Here is a 19,698-nt window from a genome sequence, read left to right on the forward strand (position 1 = left end):
ATTTATCAAGGGCCTAAACTATTTTTTTATTTAACGTAAACAACTCCAAGTTTACCAAAAGCGACTTCTCCACGGATAATCAAGGTTTTGTTTGTTGGTGCTACAGGAGCGTCTGCCTTAGCTGCACCAAAGGATGTTTCTACTTTCAAATCGACACGCCAGTGTTGTGGAACATAGACGGTTGCATTCCCGAAAGCCACTTCAATATTTAAAGTCGCAAAATCACCTAACATCTCTGCATTATCATAGTAGATTTTAGCATCCCCAAAAGCGACTTCCACTTGGTCATCTACGAGATCTTGATCCTGTTTATAGAAGGTCCCGCTACCAAAAGCGACTTCCTTATCCGTGACGACTGTTTTTTTCCCATTGTACCACCATTTTTTTTCATTCCAGAACTTACTTGAGTGAGTAAGATAACCGACACCTAGAACTGCTAAGATACTAGCCCAAAACAAAGACTGGTTTGGAATAGGAAAAATGTTATAAAAATGATTCGCAATCATTAAGGCTACTAGAGCGGTAAAAACTGCTGATGTTAGATGACGACGAAGCAAAGCTTCAACTGATTGGTAAGCAAAAAAAACAATACCTAGTAAAGGCCATATCTTGCCATCCAAAGAAGGAATTCCAAAATTCCCTTGCAGCAAGATCCAAGCTGCTAAAACCAATAAAACAATACCAAATGCTTTCTTTTTCATGTCTGTTACCTCATATTTCTTAGATTTTCTTTTAGGAGGGATTGGTAATGCCGTGAGACATGAACCTCCTTGTGCGTCTGATAAAAGGAAATGGTCCCCGTTCCTGAAAAGGACTTGTCCACTGAGTAAATCTGACGGATGTTTGCGATCGTTGACTTGGAAACTCGACTAAAATAGCGAGGCAAGATAGACTCCAACTCATAAAGTTTGAGACGAACTTCATAGGCTTCCTTCTGGTTATGAGCGTAGATCTTGCTCCCTTCTGTTTCAAAGAAGAGAATTTCTGACAGGTCTAGATAATATTCACCTGTCCCCTTGTAAAAAGTCAACCTCGGAGCCTTTGACTCTTGCAAAAGTCGTTGCAAGTCTGCAATTTCATCTGTCAAAGTGGGGGTCTTGATGACAATTTCAGTCTCCTCTAAATTGCCGTCAATCTCAATTCGTAACTTCATCACATCTCCTTTCTGACTCTACTATATCAAAGCTAAGTTAGGAATACAAGGGCAAAAAAGCAAGTGGTCATTTTGAAGCAGTAAGTGGTTGTAGGACTAGCTTAACTTACATGTCAAAATAAGAAGAAAAGGAGCCCCCACATGAGACCACAAGCATAGCCAACCAAGACATCCTTGGGATAATGAACACCACCTAGTACTCGGACCAAGGCTAAGAGTCCTGAGCAAATAAGAAAGATCATTCCGATCAAAGTCCAAGCATGGAAACAGGCCATGGAGATGATAGTTGCTGAAAAGACATGGCGACTAGGCATCGACTGTCCCGAACTATCTTTTTCAAGCAGGGGACGGATATCCCAAGTTTCGTAGGGACGCGGATGATTGATTTTCTTACGAAAAAGGGACAAGATCACAAAACCTGTAGCGGGGACAAGCAAATAGACCACAACTTGCTTCCCAAGTCCTAGCTGCAGATAAGTAGTGACTAGCAAGGTCAAATAGACCAGAGGCATGGCGACTGTCATCAAACGATTGAAACTGCGTAACAGAAATAGAAGGGTGGGATGGCTGGTGAGCCTAGAGCTGATATTTCGATACCATTCTTGATAATTTTTCATTTATACTTCTCATTCATTACTTTGTTTTCGTCTACAGGTGAGACGTTTGTCTTCTAGTATAGTGCAGAAAAAGAAGGCCGTCAAGCCTTCTTTTGATTTATTCTTCTGCTTCGTCTTCTGTAAACTGACTATTATAGAGATCCGCATAGAAACCACCTTGAGCCATGAGTTCTTCATGATTGCCTTGTTCGATGATATTTCCATCTTTCATGACCAAGATCAAGTCTGCATTTCGGATGGTTGACAAGCGGTGGGCGATGACAAAGGAAGTTCGACCTTCCATCAAACGGTCCATGGCTTTTTGAATCAACTCCTCTGTACGTGTGTCGACTGAGGATGTCGCTTCATCCAAAATCAAGAGTGGTGCATCTTTGATAAGGGCACGAGCAATGGTTAAGAGCTGTCTCTGTCCGACTGACAAGGTCACTGTATCATCTAAAATAGTATCGTATCCATCTGGTAGGGTCATGATAAAGTGGTGGATTCCTACTGCTTTTGCTGCTTCAATCATTCGTTCATCACTAATCCCTGTTTGGTTGTAGATGAGATTATCACGAATGGTTCCTTCAAAGAGCCAAGTATCCTGCAAGACCATTGAAAAGGCATCGTGCACTTCAGAGCGCTTCATGTCCTTGGTATCCACACCATCGATACGGATACTTCCCTTATCTATCTCATAGAACTTCATCAAAAGATTGACAATGGTTGTCTTCCCAGCCCCAGTCGGTCCAACGATAGCAACCTTCTGACCTGCATGAGCTGTCGCAGAAAAGTCATGGATAATGGTGCGCTCTGGTGTATAGCCAAAGGACACGTGATCAAAGACTACTTCCCCTTTCATGTCGCTCAATTGTCTCTCCTTATGAGATTCATCCTGCATCTCTGCTTCAGCTAGAAATTCTAATACACGAGTCATGGCTGCACTCGCTTGTTGCAAGCTCGTAATCCCTTGGGCAATCTGTGACAGAGGTTGGGAGAAGGTCCGTACGTAAACCATAAAGGCTACAATAATCCCTATTGTGATATGCCCTTCTAACGCCAGCGCAGCTCCAACGATGATGACTAAGACATAACTAAAGTTCCCAACAAAGAACATGGCTGGCATCATGATACCAGAGATAAACTGAGATTTCCAGATACTATCATGCAAGTCTTGGTTTAAGCCTGCAAATCTCGCTTTGGAGGTGTCCACTGCGTTGTAGCTGGTCACTACATTGTGTCCAGAGTACATCTCTTCCACATAACCATTGACGGCTGCTAGATTATTTTGTTGGGCTTTAAAATAACCCTGTGACTTAGCCATGATTACGGAAACCGCCGCAAAACCAACAAGAGTTGATACAACGGTTACCAATGCCAAAATCCAGTTCATCCCAAACATGGTCACCAAGACAGCAATCAACAAGAAACTAGCTGAAAGAACTGTCCCTAGACTTTGGTTGAGAGATTGCGCTGCTGTATCCACATCATTGGTCACGCGCGAAAGGGTATCTCCTTGTGAATGACGGTCAAAATAGCCAAGTGGCAAACGATTGATTTTTTCAGCGATAGCCGTCCGCAAGCGTTTTGAAAAATGTTGGATACTCGTTGAAAATATATAGGCCTGTGTATAGTTAAGGATGGCGCCAAATACATAGAGAATCACTAAAAAGCTAGCAATGTTTGACACAGCTACCAAGTCGATTTCTGTAGCCAAACCATCTGAAATCAAGTTAGTAATTTCTTTAATCTTAGTTGGACCATAAACGGTAATGATACTTGAAATGACTGCAGCCACAACTGCTATTAGGAGAGGGAGTTGGAGGCCTGCCATATAAGGTTTGCACTGTTTCCAGACCGAAACTTTTTTATTTTCCATGTTCCAATTCCTCCTTCGATAGTTGTGAGTAGGCAATTTCTTGGTAGACTTCGTTGGTAGCTAGAAGTTCCTTGTGGGTGCCTTGTCCCACGACTTTACCTTGATCCAAAACTAAGATCAGGTCGGCGTCCATAATGGTAGAAATCCGTTGCGCTACGATGAGCTTGGTCATGGATTTTGTTTTCTCAGCTAGCTCTTGGCGAAGGACACGATCTGTCTTGTAGTCCAAGGCTGAGAAAGAGTCATCAAAGATGAGAATCTCTAGTTTACGAGCCAAGGCACGCGCAATGGCCAAACGCTGTCTTTGACCTCCTGAGAAGTTGGTTCCACCTTGGGCTACTTCTGATGCAAGACCTGCTTCCTTGTCCTCGATGAAGCTTTTAGACTGGGCCAATTCCAAGGCTTGCCACATAGCAGCTTCGCTTAGAGGACTTTCTTTGCTCTTACCAAAGTCCAAGTTCCCCTTGACATTTCCTGAGAAGAGGACTGCTTTTTGAGGGATATAGCCGACCTTATTGCGCAAATCTTCCAAATTGTAATCTTGTACATTGACACCATCCACTAGGATTTGTCCATCTGAAACGTCGTAAAAACGAGGCAAGAGGTTGACTAGGGTGGACTTTCCTGATCCAGTCGATCCGATGAAGGCTACGGTTTGACCCGCTTCTGCCTTGAAAGTGACATGTTCCACGACTGCTTCTGAGTTTTTAGAGTAGCGGAAAGTCACATCACGGAATTCCACTTGTCCTTGAACTGAAGGATCCGCTGTCTGTGCATGACTAGGATTTTCAATAGAAGAATGCAGATCCAATACTTGATTGATACGTCCTGCCGAAACCAAGGTACGAGGAAGAACAATAAAGAGTGCTCCCATGAGAAGAAATCCCATTACGACCTGCATAGCATAGGACATGAAGACTACCATATCACTAAAGAGTGGCAGACGTTCTGTCAAACTTGCATCGTTGATGATATAGGCACCAATCCAGTAAATGGCTAAACTCAATCCACTGGAAATCGCCATCATGATCGGGTTCATAATGGCCATCAATCGATTGACAAAGAGATTGAGACGTGTTACCTCATCGTTGGCTGCTTCAAATTTCTTATCTTGGTAATCTTCCGCATTGTATGCGCGAACAACTCGAATCCCAGTCAAACTTTCACGAGTGATACTATTGAGTTTATCTGTTAATTTTTGGATGACCGATTGTTTTGGAAAAGCCAGAGTCATAAGAACGGTGGTCATCAAGACATTCACAATAACAGCCACAACGACCGCCCAGAGCCAGTATTCCGATTTCCCAAGGATTTTTCCAATGGCCCAGATAGCCATAATCGGCCCACGAGTCACTACCTGTAATCCCATGGTAAAGAGCATCTGTACCTGGGTAATATCATTGGTCGTCCGAGTCAAGAGACTTGGGATTGAAAAGCGCTTGATCTCTGTCTGCGAAAAATCTAAAACACGATGAAATACGTCAGTGCGTAGATGGGTTGTATAGGATGCTGCAACACGAGCGGCAAAGAAACCAACCATAACAGATGAAAAGAAAGCCAATAAAGACAAACCAATCATCTTCGCAGCTGGTGACCAGAGTTCACCCAACTGCGTTCCAGACGTTCCCAGTAATTCTGTAATTTGCGAAATGTAAGTCGGCACCTCTAACTCGAGATAGACCGAGAAACAAGTAAACAGAATCGTAAGGACGATCATTCCCCACTCTTTTCCTGTAATACGTTTAGCGAGTTTCTTCATTCTCTCCTCCTATTTTTTCTACATTTGCTTGCAATTGCCCGAGTACCTTTTCAAAGATTGCTAAGTCTGACTTTGAAACCCCCTCTAGCAGACTCTGATCAATCCGATCAAAAAATTCCTTAACTTTTTGCATCTGCGAATGCGATTTCTCCGTCAGGCGAACAAATTTTGCCCGCTTATCGCTCGGGCTGGCCTCTAACTCAACCAAACCATTTTGCACCATACGCTTGACTAGATTACTCGCCACAGATTTGGTAATATTGAGTTCCTGCTCGATATCCTTAATCAAGACCAGTTCCTCTTTTTGTTCACAATGATCTAAAAAACGCAGAACCTGCCCTTGCGGTCCACCCATAAATTCAATGCCACATCGCTTGGCTTCTTTCTGTACCATCAGATGAACCTGGTGTCCAAAACGTTTGAACATTAACATCGGCTTGTCCATGATTGCTCCTTTCTTACGATAAATATAGTTCTCACAAGAACTATATAAGTTTCCATGAGAACTATTTTATCATTTTCAGAAAAGATGTCAAGAAAAAAGTTTCCAAGAGAACTATTTTAGTTTAAATTGACATTAGGCAATATTTTTTCTATAATAAGCACTAACTACTGTGGATAGAAATCCATTCACTCGATGAAGGGAGAAAACGTTCAAATGAAACCAGAAGAACAACGAGTTTTAGGAATCTTAGCAACCATTTTTGGAGCCATCGCACTTTTAGGGTCCTGGATTCCATTTATTAACTATCTATCATTTTTCATCGCCATTGTCGCATTTATCTTGGGGATTATCGGCCTTATCGTCAATCTCAAAAAACGGAAAACCATGGCCATTATCGGAACATCCCTCGCAGTTGCTTCTTTTGTACTTTTCTTTACGACCCAAGTACTGTACGCTAATGTCTACAAAGAGTTTGTCAGGGAGTTTAACCGTTCCTACAGCGAGGCAAGTGCCTCAATGGAGCGCGAAGAAGAAAGCGACTTGACAGATGATAGCGCCTATTCCATCCCAGAGGAGGAAGAAGACGATACCTTCACCTGGACCCAAAAAGAGTTTGACGCCTTAATCGAAGGTGACCTTGATAACAAAGGAAAAGGTGGTACCAACTACAAGGATATTATCAAAAAACACGGACTACCAGACTCCGAATTTGACTCCACTATCGGAGGCTATGATACGAGAAAAATCACCTATATCTCCATTGGAGACAAGATCAAGACCGTTACCTTAACTTTTGCAAAACAAGACAATGGACAGCTCTTGCTCGTCCAAAAACATGCAGTCGGTCTAGGTCTAGAAAAAAGCAAGAAACAAAACGATTCTGAAACCAGAGTTTAAGTTCAAATATCAAAAAAACGAACAGCTAGTAAAACTGTTCGTTTTTCTATTAGAATCCATCTACGTTTGTGTAGATCTTTTGTACGTCTTCGTCGTCCTCAAGAACACTGTAAAGTTTTTCAAAGGTTTCAAGGTCTTCACCTGACAATTCCACTTCTGACTGAGGAATCATTTCCAATTCAGTCACTTGGAATTCTTCGATGCCAGACTCACGAAGGGCAACGATAGCCTTGTGGAGGTCTGTTGGAGCAGTGTAAACCGTGATTGTTCCTTCTTCTGCTTCTACATCGTCCACATCCACATCTGCTTCGAGCAATTGCTCAAAGACCGCATCAGCGTCCTCACCTGCAAATACGATCACACCCTTGTTATCAAAGAGGTATGAAACTGAACCAGAAGCACCCATGTTTCCACCGTTCTTACCAAAGGCTGCACGGACATTGGCTGCCGTACGGTTGACGTTTGAAGTCAAGGTATCAACGATCAGCATAGAACCATTTGGTCCAAATCCTTCGTAACGTCCTTCTGTAAAGGTTTCGTCTGTGTTTCCTTTGGCTTTATCAATCGCTTTATCGATAACGTGTTTCGGCACTTGGGCTTGTTTCGCACGGTCGATAACGAATTTCAAAGCAGTGTTTGATTCTGGGTCTGGATCACCTTTTTTTGCTGCTACATAGATCTCTACACCAAATTTTGCATATACTTTAGAGTTAGCTCCATCTTTAGCCGTTTTCTTGGCTACGATATTGGCCCATTTACGTCCCATTAGGAATCTCCTTTTTTCACATTTTAATCTTTCTTATTATAACACAAGTTTTTTCGATTTTCACTAGAGGAAATGGATTTTATTCAGCAAATCCAGCTAGGATTGTCCTTTTGTTGCCAAGATTGCCTTGCCTTCTTTTATCAGGGGATGGCGGAAAAGTGAAAAGTACAGTTGGGTAGTCATGGCAACCCAGATAAGGGGTTCGCAGAGAATAACTCCCCTATACCCTGCCCAAGGGATAATCAAGACCACAAAAGCAATTTTACCGATTAGCTCGATAAAACTAGATACCAAAGGCAGGATTTTTTGGCCCAAGCCCTGCAAGCAATTGCGATAAATCAACAAGAGACTCAAAATCGGATAAAAGACTGAACTGATCTGCAAGTAGAGGCTACCATTTTCAATCAAGTAACCATCCGTTGAACTGGCCAAGAAGGAAATCAAGGTCGGACTAGCAAAAAAGAGAAAGATACAGACAAAGCCTGCCCACGACATGCTCAGGCGACTACCGATTCGAAGTCCTTGAACAATGCGGTCTGGTCGCTTGGCCCCAAGATTCTGAGAAGCAAAGGTTGTCATGGCAGAAGAAATAGCCGTCATCGGAAGCAAAGCAAAGGCCATAATGCGTCGAGCCGCTGTTTGCGCACTTATAATCACGGCTCCAAAAGTATTGACAGAAGACTGTAAAATCACACTACCAATAGACACAATCGAACTCATCAAGCCCATAGCTAAACCTTGCTCCAAGAGATCCGCATACAAGCTCTTGTCCCATTTGAAATGTTTAAACTGTGGCAAGAGTTCTGGAACGCTTTTGCGGATATAATAAAAGCAAAGAACCGCTGATAACCCTTGTGAAATGATGGTAGCAAGCCCCGCAGATTGAACTCCCAGATGCAGTTGCGTAATAAAATACAAATCCAGAACCACATTAACCAAAGCAGAAAAAATCAGGAAGCCAAGAGCTGCTAGACTGTCTCCAATGGACCGCAACAAACCCGCAAAGAGATTATAAGCGAAACTGACGCCTACACAAGTCACAATCATAGAAATATATTGATAGGATTGGGGAAGAATTTCTGCAGGGGTATCTAAATATTGCAAGAGTGGATACAGACCGACAAAGCCCATCAGCATGACCAAAATACTGAGAAGCCCTCCTAAAATCCAGGTTGCTGCTACTGCTTCTTTAATTTTAGTGAAATTACGAGCCCCATAATAGCGGGCAATGACAATCCCCATGCCATTTCCAACACCAAGCGTAAAGCCTATAATCAAGTCAAAAATGGCCGTTGTTGCTCCTACTGCTGCCAAGGATTCTTGGCCAAGAAAACGCCCAACAATCAAGACGTCAGCCGTATTATAAAGCTGTTGAAAGATATTAGACAGCAAGATTGGAAAGGCAAAGCTTAAAAGCGAAGGAAGAATAGGACCATGTATCAAGTCCACGGATTGTTTCTTATTCATAAAGCTATTATATCAGCTTTCTAGAGGAGCGACAAGGCTCTGTCACTAAGTTTGGAATCAATTGCTTACAGAGAGACAATTTGCTATAATCAAGAAAAGGAGGTCATTTATGAGTTTGACTAGTCAATTAATAACGGATGTATTTCCTGATCTGGATAAGGTTGAAAAGCTAAACAAGGAAGCATTCCCTGAGGAAGAACGAGTTCCTCTGTCAGAATTTTTACGCTATCAAGACCGAGAAGACGCTCACTTTTTTGCCTTTTATAACCAAGAAGAGTTTGTCGGCTTTGCTTTTGCCATCTCCAATCCAAAGGCCTTCTATATCAGTTTTTTTGCCATCATGCCCCACTTGAGAAGCCACGGATATGGAAAAGAAATCATCGAAAAGCTGACTGATTTTTACCAGCGAACCATGTTACTAGAAGTCGAGCGATTGGACGAAGAATGCGATAACTTGGAGCAGAGAAAGGCCCGCATGGATTTCTATCGCCAAAATGGTTTCAAAACAGCCAACGCTTTTCTAGAGTACGATGGTTTGAGTTTTGAAATTCTCTACCGTGGCGACTATTTTGACGAAGAGGCCTATCGCGACATCTTCCAAAAGTTACAAAATGAACATTATTTTGACTTTCATATAGAGTATCGTCGTTTTAGTGACCATTAAACAGGACTTATCCATCTAGTGAAGAACCTCTCTTTTTCGATAGAAGCTACATATAAAAATGCATGTAATCTACGATTACATGCATTTTTTATTTTCAACTGATCAGAATAAACTTTTATTCTCTCTATGGCTTAAGCTTCTGCATTGCCTTCTGGAAGAAGGAAGTAGAGAACAGCATAAGCTAAGATTCCAGAACCACCAAGTAGGGTGAAGATGATCCAAAGTGCACGAACAAGTGTGTGGTCCATGTTAAAGTAGTCACCGATACCTGCACAAACACCAGCAATCTTTTTGTCTTGTACGTTACGAACAAGGCGTTTTTCCATTATAGTAGTCTCCTTTTTATAGAATGTTTTAATTTTATCATCAAATTAAAAAAATTGCAACAGTTTTTTTAATTTTTTTGATTAAATACTCTTTTATTACGCTTTTGAAGCCTATGGAGACTTAATAATTAAACATAAAAAGCAGAGAAAGACTTCTCCGCTTTTATTTTTAATCTTCAATTTCGATTTCAAGTCCGTCGCCTAGGTCAAGCGTTACTTCTTGGTTAGGTGCTAGATCTTCTGCGCCAGTGGTAGGAGTTGTCCCTTCTTCATCTTCAATCAAGCCATATTGAACACGAACTTGGTGGTCAATGGCATCAAAGATTTCTGGGTGATCCGCCAAGTATTTCTTAGCATTTTCAGATCCTTGCCCGATTTTTTCACCCTTGTAAGAGTACCATGCTCCCGCTTTTTGGATGATATCGAGATCACTTGCAATCTTCAAGAGCTCACCAGTCTTAGAAATTCCTTCTCCGTACATGATTTCAACAAAGGCTTCCTTAAATGGTGGAGCCACCTTGTTTTTCACGACCTTGATCTTGGTTTCCTTACCGACATTGGTATCTTTTTGGTCACCAGTTCCCTTGATTTGTGTACTTCCACGAACATCCAAACGGACTGAAGCGTAGAATTTCAAAGCGCGTCCACCAGGTGTTGTTTCTGGATTTCCAAACATGACCCCAACTTTTTCACGCAATTGGTTGATAAAGATGGCAATTGTCTTGGTTTTATTGATAGAAGCTCCGAGTTTACGCATGGCCTGACTCATCATACGAGCCTGCAAACCAACGTGACTGTCTCCAATATCCCCATCAATTTCCGCACGAGGTACAAGGGCCGCAACCGAGTCGATAACGACAAGGTCAACTGCACCTGAGTCAATCAATTTTCCAGCAATTTCAAGACCTTGTTCACCTGAGTCTGGTTGTGACAAGAGCAATTCGTCAATGTTCACACCAAGGGCTGCTGCATAGGCTGGATCAAGTGCATGCTCCGCATCAATAAAGGCTGCAATACCACCTTCTTTCTGTGCTTGCGCAACAGCGTGAAGGGCAACCGTTGTCTTACCAGATGATTCTGGTCCATAGATTTCGATGATACGTCCTTTAGGATAACCACCTGAACCAAGAGCAATGTCCAGAGCCAATGAGCCTGAGCTCATCACTTGAACTTTTTGCTCCGCGCGCTCACCCAAGCGCATGATTGAGCCTTTACCAAAGTCTTTCTCAATCAATTTAAGAGCATCGTTCAATGCTTTTTCGCGGTCAGCTCCAAATTTTTTACCAATTTCATCTAATTTTTTTGTTGGTTTTTTCGCCATTTTGTTCTCCTATATTCTACTGGTCCTTAGACCTATCTTTCATTATACCAAAATTTAGTCACTTAATAAAGCTTTGCGAACTAGGTTAAAGGCATGCATGACTGCAATATGTCGAACATCTGCTCGACTCCGTCCTGCAATATTAGCCTTGATCACCTCTGTCCCTTTTGCATGTGCCAGTCCAATAAAAACTGTACCAGCTGGATGCCCCTCTAGGCTATCTGGCCCTGCCACACCCGTCAAACTAACTCCGTAGTCAGACTGAGTCTTAATCCGTGCCTGCTCTGCCATTTTTCGAGCCGTAAACTCAGAAACGACCCCGTATTCTTTTAGCTCTTGCTCAGAAATATCCAACATCTTAGACTTTTCTTCTAGGCTGTAAGTGACAAAGCCGCCATTAAAGATGGCTGAAACGCCCGAAAAGTCTGCTAATGTCGCTTGAAAGAGACCTGCCGTCAAGCTTTCTGCCGCAGTAATGCTTTTCTGTCTCTTCTTTAGCTCTTCTACAACGACACTTGCTAGACTGGTTTCTTCCCCGTATCCATAACAGATGTCTCGTAAAGAAATTCCCTCGAAAGTTTGGCGACTCAAGATTTGATTTTCTAAGATATCCAGCGCTTGATCAGCCTTTTCTTGACTGACTGCTTTTGTAGACAAGCGCAAGGTCACTTCTCCCGTCTTGGCATACGGCGCCAAAGTCGGATCGGTTTGATGGTCAATCAAATCCGCCAAAATGGTCACCAACTGACTCTCCCCAATTCCAAAGAAACGGAGCACTCGTGAGTATAACTTGGTGCCTGTCATCAGCTTGGGCAAGAGTTGATTTAAGACCATAGGTTTCAATTCACTAGGTGGTCCTGGAAGGACCACGTAGGTCACGCCATCCACTTCCGAAACCCCTCCTACTGCTAAACCTGTCTCATTTGGCAGTGGAGTCGCCCCTTCTACAATTTGGGCTTGACGCTCATTATTCGGTGTCCGAGCATAGTCAGGTCTATGAGCAAAGAAAATATCCAGTTTCTCTTGTGCTTGAGGGTCAAACACTAGATTTTTTCCTAAAAATTTTGCCAGAGTTTGTTTGGTCAAATCATCCTCAGTTGGTCCCAAGCCCCCTGTCAAAATCACAAGATTACTACGTTGACTCGCAATCTCAAGCAAGGACAAAAGACGAGCTTCATTATCTCCAACAGCTGTTTGGAAGTAGACATCTACCCCGATTTCGGCTAGTTTCTCTGATAAAAACTGAGCATTGGTATTGACAATCTGCCCTGTTAAAATTTCTGTTCCGACAGCAATAATTTCTGCTTTCATGTTTCCTCCTACTTATCTATTCGAATTTTTTTGAAAAAATCGCAGGAAATTTCCCACGATTTGATTCTTTTCTTATTCTGCTTCTTCGTTTGAAGTGTTAGTACTGGTTGAAGGTGCTGTCCGACCAAAGGCTGTTTCGTACAGTACCGCATTGGTTTCCAATTCTGTCACTGGCTCTTTACCTAGTGAACGACGCAAGAGATTTTGCATCTCGAGCATATGTTCTGAAGTGACAATCTGATAAGAAATTCCCTGTAGCTCAGCATCTTCCCCACGCAATTGATGCGTTTCGATATTCTTGAAAGAATCTTGATAGCCGAGCAATTGTGGAATGCTCTTAGCTGATAAGTCCACATTGGTCTGCATGTTATCACTCAAAGCTTTGAGGATGCCTTGATAATGACTCACACTGTTTAGGCTCAAAACCTTCTCAACGATCTTTTGAATGACTTCACGCTGACGTTTTTGACGACCATAGTCTCCTTCTGGGTCTTGGTAACGCATTCGTGAATACACCAGAGCTTCCTCACCATTCAAGGTTTGTTCTCCAACACCGATAGAAATCTTATTAAACTCTTCTTGGTCAGCAATCGAAATCGGGAAACCAAGTGTATTGTTGACGGTAATTCCACCAACTGCATCCACCAATTGTTGAAGCCCCTGCATGTTAACCATCACATAGCGGTCAATGTGGATATTCATCATCTTTTGAATAGTAGAAATTGCAAGTTCCGCACCACCATTAGCATAGGCCGCATTGAGTTTAGCTTCCTGAACTTGACCGTTTCCAGTCTCAATCTTGGTCAAAATATCCCGTTCCAAACTCATCATTGTGGTTTTCTTTGTTTTGGGATTAACCGTCAGGAGAATCATGGAATCACTATTCCCCGCCCACGGGTCTGTACGTTCCACATTTCCCGTATCTACCCCCATCAAGAGGATAGTCAGAGGCTCAGTCGCTTCGATAACGTTGGTTTCTTCCCCGATTTTTTTGTAAGTCTTTTTACTTAGGGTTTCTGTTCCCTGTTGGTAGATGGTATAGCCATAAACCGCTACACCTACAACTGTCACTGCTAGGAAACCTAGCACCATTCCAATTAATTTTTTAATCATCTCGTTATTCATTTATCAGCTTGCCCATAAGACAAACATCTAAAAATATCCCTTCTGCTAAATAGGCTCCTCTTTCTTGTAAGCCTTCTGTGATAAATCCCATTTTTGAGTAGAGGTGGATAGCGGCCTCGTTTCGTTTTTGTACACTGAGTTGCAAACGGCGCAAGACACCACTGGATTTAGCCCACTCGATGCCTTCTTCTAGAAGTATAGTCGCCAAGCCTTGGTTCCAGAATTTCTTGCGAACTGCTAGAAAAACATCACCGATATGTCGAACTCTTAAATGTTGGTCTGCTGTGATATTTAAGACTCCTGCAATCTCATCATTCAGTAAGGCGAGGAGAGTAATTTGATTCTCTGATGTAGCTTGTTTTTCGATAAAAAGAGCCATTTCAGAAGCTGTCATCATGATACCATTTTCATCCAAGCTGGTAAAATCTGTCTCTTGACCAACACAATCTAAAAATGCAATTAAGGCTGTAGCATCTGAAATCTCTGCCTCACGAATACACAACTCATACTCCATCTTGAAGCTCCTTGATGAGTTGTTCAGCCCGAGAGCCATGAGCCGTAAAATGAAGACAACGACCCTCAGCTTCTTTCAAAATTTCCAACTCCAAGTAAGAATCTGGTAAATCTTCACCCAAAAGATACCCCCACTCAATAACAGTCACACCACCTCCAAAGAGAAACTCATCCAAGTCAATAGAATCAGCATCACCTTCGATACGGTAGACATCCAAGTGGTAAAGTGGCAAACGCCCTTCGTACTCTCTGACAATGGTATAGGTTGGACTTTTAATCATCTGACGGATACCCAAGCCCTTGGCAAGACCTTTTGTAAAGGTTGTTTTACCCACACCCAACTCTCCAGTCAAGATCAGAACATCGTCTTTTTGAAGCAAATGACCTAATCTTTCTCCGAGAGCTAGAAGCTCTTCTTCATTTTTTGTGTGCATGCTACTATTATACCAAAAAGTTTTCTTTTGTGTGAATTTTCTTTATGGACTTACTATAATAATTTTGAAAATTTTTCCTCCACTTAAAAGAATACAACTATTGAAAAAACAAACAGGATATCCCGAATCAGGTGTCCATAAAAGGAGATTTCCCTTTGGATACATTTGGGAAAAAGGAAACGTGCACATAGAAAACCGACACTGATATAAAGGAGAATCGAGGAAATCACTAAGGGATTCCTCAAGAAAACCATCGTAGCTAGAACGGAAATGACGACTGTTTTCTTTTTATTTAGGTGATTTTCTATATCGCGAAAAATTTTATCAAAAGGTAAGAAAATCAATAGATCTACTCCTAGCAAGAAAAAAAAGGAGGGCAAAAAGAGGTCAACCAATTCCTGCTGCAATTTGCTAGTGGTCTGGATGCTTTCTGAGAGAACCAGACAGGTTGCCAGAAGATTGACTACTAAAAGGAGGCAATAAACAAGACTCACTTTCTTTTGAACATGCAAAATACTATATCTAGACTGGTCTGCTGTATGGAAATAATTTATCCCAGCGCACAAAACAGAAATTCCTACTATCAAAATCAAAAAATAAGCATTGGTCTGTTTTAAAGATAAAAAGGATTCTTTCCATAATAGGCAACTACTAAAACTAATCTGGATGACTGCAATCAACAACAATAGGCGAATTGATTTTACCATTTCTTCTCCCTCCCTATATGGGATTATACCTTGTGAGGAGTTTGAAATGATTGTTTCCGCCTCAAGTGTCCATTTTTTGTGCTCAACTGACCAAAAAACAGTTCTGTTGTACACAGAACTGTTTTTTTACCAGTCTAATCCTTAAACCAGAGAGCAATTTCACGTTTTGCAGAAGCTTCCGAATCGGAGCCGTGAACTACATTTTGAATGGCTTGATTGTCTCCTGCAGCCTTGGCAAAATCTCCTCGGATAGTTCCTGGCAGAGCTTCTTCTGGACGAGTAGCCCCCATCATGGTCCGCCAAGTTTCAATCACTTTCGGACCTGATAGAATGCCCACTACTACTGGTCCTGAAGTCATAAACTGACGGATAGGAGGATAAAAACTTTTTTCAACCAAGTCTTGATAGTGTTGGTCAATCAAAGCTTCTGAAACTGCTGAACGTAACTCTAATTTTTCGAGTTTGAAACCTCGTTGCTCCATTCTTTGCAGAATTTCGCCCACCAGCCCTCTTTTCACACCATCTGGCTTAATGATAAAGAATGTTTGTTCCATACGGACACCTCCTTGGCATTTTAGTTCTTCTATTCTACCATACTTTATGAAAAAGTAGGAAAATTTTTCTGAAATAAAACAAAGAGAACCCAAAGGTTCTCTTGTTTGCTTTTATTCTACTGTTTCTTCAACTTGGATTTCCACAACTTCCTCTACAGGAGCAAGTTCTGCCTCTTCTTGTTCTGGAGCCAGATATTCTGCTTCATTGATAGCTTGTGGTTCAAGGTTACGGTAGCGAGCCATACCAGTACCAGCTGGGATGATCTTACCGATGATAACATTTTCCTTGAGTCCAAGGAGATGATCTTTCTTACCACGGATGGCCGCATCAGTAAGGACACGAGTTGTTTCCTGGAAGGAAGCCGCTGACAAGAAACTATTTGTTTCAAGTGAGGCTTTGGTGATTCCCATAAGAACTGGGCGACCAGTCGCTGGAACTCCACCTGCGATAAGAACATCCTTGTTGGCATCTGTAAAGTCGTTGATGTCCATGAGAGTACCCATAAGAAGGTCTGTGTCACCTGGATCCATGACACGAACTTTACGGATCATTTGACGAACCATTACCTCGATGTGTTTGTCACCGATTTCTACCCCTTGGCTACGGTAAACTTTTTGTACTTCACCGAGAAGGTAAGTTTCAACTGACAAGACATCACGAACAGCAAGGAGACGTTTTGGTTGGATAGAACCTTCTGTCAATGCTGCACCGCGAGAGACTTGGTCTCCAACTTCGACACGCATACGTGCTGTAAATGGAACCACGTACTCACCTTCGCCAGTTTCACCCTTAACGAAGACTTTCTTAGTACGAGTTGAAGCATCTTCTTCGATAGCAGTAACTTGCCCTTTGACCTCTGTGATGACCGCTTCCCCTTTAGGATTGCGGGCTTCAAAGATTTCTTGGACACGAGGAAGACCCTGAGTGATATCGGTATTTGAGGCAACCCCACCCGTGTGGAAGGTACGCATTGTAAGCTGTGTACCAGGTTCCCCGATAGATTGGGCAGCGATTGTACCAACTGCTTCACCAACTTCAACCGCATCACCTGTCGCCAAGTTGATACCGTAACAGTGACGGCAGACACCATGACGAGTGTTACATGTAAATACAGAGCGGATAGTCACTTCTTCCACACCAGCATTGACAATTTCACGCGCCTTGTCTTCTGTAATCAACTCATTTGGACCGATGATTACCGCACCAGTTTCTGGATGTTTAACAGTTTTCTTAGTGTAACGACCATTGAGACGCTCTTCGAGAGACTCGATCATCTCTTTTCCTTCTGCGATAGAACGGATCAAGAGACCACGGTCAGTTCCACAGTCGTCCTCACGGATGATAACGTCTTGGGCAACGTCAACCAAACGACGAGTCAAGTAACCTGAGTCAGCTGTTTTAAGGGCTGTATCGGTCATACCTTTACGAGCACCGTGAGTTGAGAAGAACATTTCAAGTACTGACAAACCTTCGCGGAAGTTTGAAAGGATTGGCAATTCCATGATACGTCCGTTAGGAGCAGCCATCAGACCACGCATACCAGCAAGCTGTGAGAAGTTTGAGATGTTACCACGGGCTCCAGAATCCATCATCATAACGATTGGGTTCTTAGGATCTTGGTTGGCAACCAAACGTTTCTCCAATTTTTCACGAGCAGCACGCCATTCAGCTGTAACAGCATTGTAGCGCTCGTCATCTGTGATCATACCACGACGGAATTGTTTGGTGATTTGTTCTACACGTTTGTGTGATTCTTCGATGATTTCAGCCTTGTCTTCAACGACTGGGATATCGGCAATACCCACTGTCAAACCTGCAAGAGTTGAGTGGTGGTATCCGAGGTTCTTCATGCGGTCAAGTAGGGCAGAAGTTTCTGTCGTACGGAAACGTTTGAAGATTTCAGCGATGATATTCCCAAGATTTTTCTTCTTGAATGGAGGGTTGAGTTCAAGATTGCTGATTGCTTCCTTGATATCTCCACCTAGTGGCAAGAAGTATTTAGCTGGAACACCTTCTGTTAAGTTGGCATTTGTTGGTTCTTGCAAGTAAGGTAGACCCTCTGGCATGATGTCATTGAAGAGGATTTTACCAACTGTTGTCAGCAAGACCTTGTGTTTTTGTTCTTCTGTCCATGGTTTGTTGAGGCTATCTGTTGCAATACCAACACGTGAGTGAAGGTGAACATAGCCATTGCGGTAAGCCATAACAGCTTCGTCACGGTCCTTGAAGACCATTCCTTCACCCTCACGACCAGCTTCTTCCATAGTCAAGTAGTAGTTACCCAAAACCATGTCCTGAGATGGAGTAACAACTGGTTTACCATCTTTCGGGTTCAAGATATGCTCAGCAGCCAACATCAAGATACGAGCTTCTGCTTGGGCTTCTTCCGAAAGCGGTACGTGGATGGCCATTTGGTCACCGTCAAAGTCGGCATTATAGGCTTCACAGACAAGTGGGTGCAAGCGAAGAGCCTTACCATCAATCAAGACTGGCTCGAAGGCTTGGATCCCCAAACGGTGAAGGGTCGGTGCGCGGTTCAAAAGTACTGGGTGTTCTTTGATTACTTCTTCAAGAATATCCCAGATACGTTCGTCTCCGCGTTCTACCAAGCGTTTAGCTGCCTTAACGTTTTGCACAATGTCACGAGCGACGATTTCACGCATAACGAATGGTTTAAAGAGCTCGATCGCCATTTCACGTGGCACACCACATTGGTACATCTTAAGAGTTGGACCAACGGCGATAACAGAACGTCCTGAGAAGTCGACACGTTTACCGAGCAAGTTTTGACGGAAGCGTCCTTGTTTCCCTTTAAGCATGTGGCTCAATGATTTCAATGGACGGCTACCTGGTCCTGTAATTGGGCGACCACGACGACCATTGTCAATCAAAGCGTCAACCGCTTCTTGAAGCATACGCTTCTCATTTTGAACGATGATACCTGGTGCATTCAACTCAAGCAAACGAGCCAAACGGTTGTTACGGTTAATAACACGGCGGTAAAGGTCGTTCAAGTCAGATGAGGCAAAACGGCCACCATCCAACTGCAACATTGGACGAAGATCTGGTGGAATAACTGGGAGGATGTTGAGAATCATCCATTCAGGTTTGTTTCCAGACTTGTAAAAGGCATCCAAAACATCCAAACGTCGGATGGCTTTGACACGTTTTTGTCCAGTAGCTGTTTTCAACTCTTCTTTGAGTTCGGCAATTTCTTTTTCAAGATCTACTTGTTTCAAGAGGTCTTGGATAGCTTCGGCACCCATCTTGGCAACGAATGATCCATAACCGTACTCACGCAAGCGCTCACGGTATTCGCGCTCTGTCATGATAGACTTGTGCTCAAGTGGTGTATCCTTAGGATCAATCACCACATAAGCCGCAAAGTAGATAACTTCCTCGAGGGCACGAGGGCTCATATCAAGAGTCAAGCCCATACGGCTTGGAATCCCCTTGAAGTACCAGATGTGAGATACAGGAGCTTTCAACTCGATGTGCCCCATACGCTCACGACGAACTTTTGTACGCGTTACTTCAACCCCACAGCGGTCACAAACAATCCCTCTGTAACGAATGCGTTTGTACTTACCACAAGCACATTCCCAGTCCTTTGTAGGACCAAAGATGACTTCGTCAAAGAGTCCTTCACGTTCTGGTTTCAACGTACGGTAATTGATTGTTTCAGGTTTTTTGACTTCTCCATAAGACCATGAACGGACTTTGCTTGGAGAAGCTAGGGTGATTTGCATACTTTTAAAACGATTTACATCAACCACTATT

19 protein-coding genes are annotated in these 19,698 nt (G+C 42.8%); 2 read left to right on the forward strand and 17 right to left on the reverse strand.

The window, feature by feature from the left end; all coding sequences use genetic code 11:
* Positions 1-26 precede the first annotated feature (26 nt).
* From FD735_RS08440 to FD735_RS08465, 6 genes are all read right to left on the reverse strand, one after another.
* The gene (locus tag FD735_RS08440; protein ID WP_000725755.1) at positions 27-701 is read right to left on the reverse strand and encodes a hypothetical protein; all 675 of its coding nucleotides are present in this window, start codon (positions 699-701) and stop codon (positions 27-29) included.
* Between the two features lie 5 nt (positions 702-706).
* The gene (locus FD735_RS08445; RefSeq protein WP_000776591.1) at positions 707-1,153 is read right to left on the reverse strand and encodes a LytTR family DNA-binding domain-containing protein; all 447 of its coding nucleotides are present in this window, start codon (positions 1,151-1,153) and stop codon (positions 707-709) included.
* A 113-nt stretch (positions 1,154-1,266) separates the two neighbouring features.
* The gene (locus tag FD735_RS08450) at positions 1,267-1,770 is read right to left on the reverse strand and encodes a phosphatase PAP2 family protein (RefSeq protein ID WP_000800936.1); all 504 of its coding nucleotides are present in this window, start codon (positions 1,768-1,770) and stop codon (positions 1,267-1,269) included.
* A 97-nt stretch (positions 1,771-1,867) separates the two neighbouring features.
* On the reverse strand, positions 1,868-3,628 hold the full coding sequence (locus FD735_RS08455; RefSeq protein WP_139658961.1) for an ABC transporter ATP-binding protein: 1,761 nt from the start codon (positions 3,626-3,628) through the stop codon (positions 1,868-1,870).
* Entirely contained in the window at positions 3,618-5,387 is a 1,770-nt protein-coding gene (locus FD735_RS08460; protein WP_139658962.1) for an ABC transporter ATP-binding protein, read from the reverse strand. Before FD735_RS08460 ends, FD735_RS08455 begins: the two co-directional genes overlap by 11 nt.
* Positions 5,371-5,832 carry a MarR family winged helix-turn-helix transcriptional regulator gene (locus tag FD735_RS08465; RefSeq protein WP_042769107.1) on the reverse strand — a complete coding sequence of 154 codons (462 nt, stop codon included), beginning with the start codon at positions 5,830-5,832 and terminating at the stop codon, positions 5,371-5,373. The genes FD735_RS08460 and FD735_RS08465 overlap by 17 nt, the downstream gene beginning before the upstream one ends.
* A gap of 192 nt (positions 5,833-6,024) precedes the next feature.
* Between FD735_RS08465 and FD735_RS08470 the strand changes: the two genes are divergently transcribed.
* Complete coding sequence (locus FD735_RS08470) at positions 6,025-6,729, forward strand: CD20-like domain-containing protein (RefSeq protein WP_139658963.1); 705 nt, start codon at positions 6,025-6,027, stop codon at positions 6,727-6,729.
* A 49-nt stretch (positions 6,730-6,778) separates the two neighbouring features.
* Here the strand turns inward: FD735_RS08470 and FD735_RS08475 are convergent, their stop codons facing one another.
* Positions 6,779-7,495, reverse strand: coding sequence for a YebC/PmpR family DNA-binding transcriptional regulator (locus FD735_RS08475; RefSeq protein WP_000532894.1), 717 nt, complete (start codon positions 7,493-7,495; stop codon positions 6,779-6,781).
* A 96-nt stretch (positions 7,496-7,591) separates the two neighbouring features.
* The gene (locus FD735_RS08480; RefSeq protein ID WP_139658964.1) at positions 7,592-8,962 is read right to left on the reverse strand and encodes an MATE family efflux transporter; all 1,371 of its coding nucleotides are present in this window, start codon (positions 8,960-8,962) and stop codon (positions 7,592-7,594) included.
* A 109-nt stretch (positions 8,963-9,071) separates the two neighbouring features.
* On the opposite strand from FD735_RS08480, the gene FD735_RS08485 reads away from it, so the two are divergent.
* A complete protein-coding gene (locus tag FD735_RS08485; protein ID WP_000060284.1) occupies positions 9,072-9,626 on the forward strand; it encodes a GNAT family N-acetyltransferase in 555 nt (184 codons plus the stop codon).
* Between the two features lie 131 nt (positions 9,627-9,757).
* Here FD735_RS08485 and FD735_RS08490 read toward each other — a convergent pair whose 3' ends face one another.
* The 9 genes from FD735_RS08490 to rpoC form a co-directional block, all read right to left on the reverse strand.
* Positions 9,758-9,952, reverse strand: a complete 195-nt coding sequence (locus FD735_RS08490) for a PspC domain-containing protein (RefSeq protein WP_000415528.1) — start codon at positions 9,950-9,952, stop codon at positions 9,758-9,760.
* 169 nt (positions 9,953-10,121) lie between these two features.
* Positions 10,122-11,273 (reverse strand): recombinase RecA, encoded by a 1,152-nt coding sequence (gene recA / locus FD735_RS08495; protein WP_084877348.1) that lies wholly within the window; start codon positions 11,271-11,273, stop codon positions 10,122-10,124.
* A gap of 54 nt (positions 11,274-11,327) precedes the next feature.
* Positions 11,328-12,584 carry a competence/damage-inducible protein A gene (locus FD735_RS08500; protein ID WP_139658965.1) on the reverse strand — a complete coding sequence of 419 codons (1,257 nt, stop codon included), beginning with the start codon at positions 12,582-12,584 and terminating at the stop codon, positions 11,328-11,330.
* Positions 12,585-12,656: 72 nt separating this feature from the next.
* Positions 12,657-13,697 carry an LCP family protein gene (locus tag FD735_RS08505; protein WP_139658966.1) on the reverse strand — a complete coding sequence of 347 codons (1,041 nt, stop codon included), beginning with the start codon at positions 13,695-13,697 and terminating at the stop codon, positions 12,657-12,659.
* A gap of 4 nt (positions 13,698-13,701) precedes the next feature.
* The gene (locus FD735_RS08510) at positions 13,702-14,223 is read right to left on the reverse strand and encodes a GNAT family N-acetyltransferase (protein ID WP_139658967.1); all 522 of its coding nucleotides are present in this window, start codon (positions 14,221-14,223) and stop codon (positions 13,702-13,704) included.
* The gene (gene tsaE, locus FD735_RS08515) at positions 14,213-14,656 is read right to left on the reverse strand and encodes a tRNA (adenosine(37)-N6)-threonylcarbamoyltransferase complex ATPase subunit type 1 TsaE (RefSeq protein ID WP_139658968.1); all 444 of its coding nucleotides are present in this window, start codon (positions 14,654-14,656) and stop codon (positions 14,213-14,215) included. The genes FD735_RS08510 and tsaE overlap by 11 nt, the downstream gene beginning before the upstream one ends.
* A gap of 83 nt (positions 14,657-14,739) precedes the next feature.
* Positions 14,740-15,363: a hypothetical protein gene (locus FD735_RS08520; protein WP_125414027.1), complete on the reverse strand. Its 624-nt coding sequence runs from the start codon at positions 15,361-15,363 to the stop codon at positions 14,740-14,742.
* A gap of 134 nt (positions 15,364-15,497) precedes the next feature.
* Positions 15,498-15,917, reverse strand: coding sequence for a nucleoside-diphosphate kinase (ndk, locus tag FD735_RS08525; protein WP_000438280.1), 420 nt, complete (start codon positions 15,915-15,917; stop codon positions 15,498-15,500).
* Positions 15,918-16,028: 111 nt separating this feature from the next.
* Complete coding sequence (rpoC, locus tag FD735_RS08530; protein WP_000228753.1) at positions 16,029-19,694, reverse strand: DNA-directed RNA polymerase subunit beta'; 3,666 nt, start codon at positions 19,692-19,694, stop codon at positions 16,029-16,031.
* Between the last annotated feature and the right edge of the window lie 4 nt (positions 19,695-19,698).

It is taken from the genome of Streptococcus sp. 1643 (genome assembly GCF_006228325.1).
GTDB lineage: Bacteria > Bacillota > Bacilli > Lactobacillales > Streptococcaceae > Streptococcus.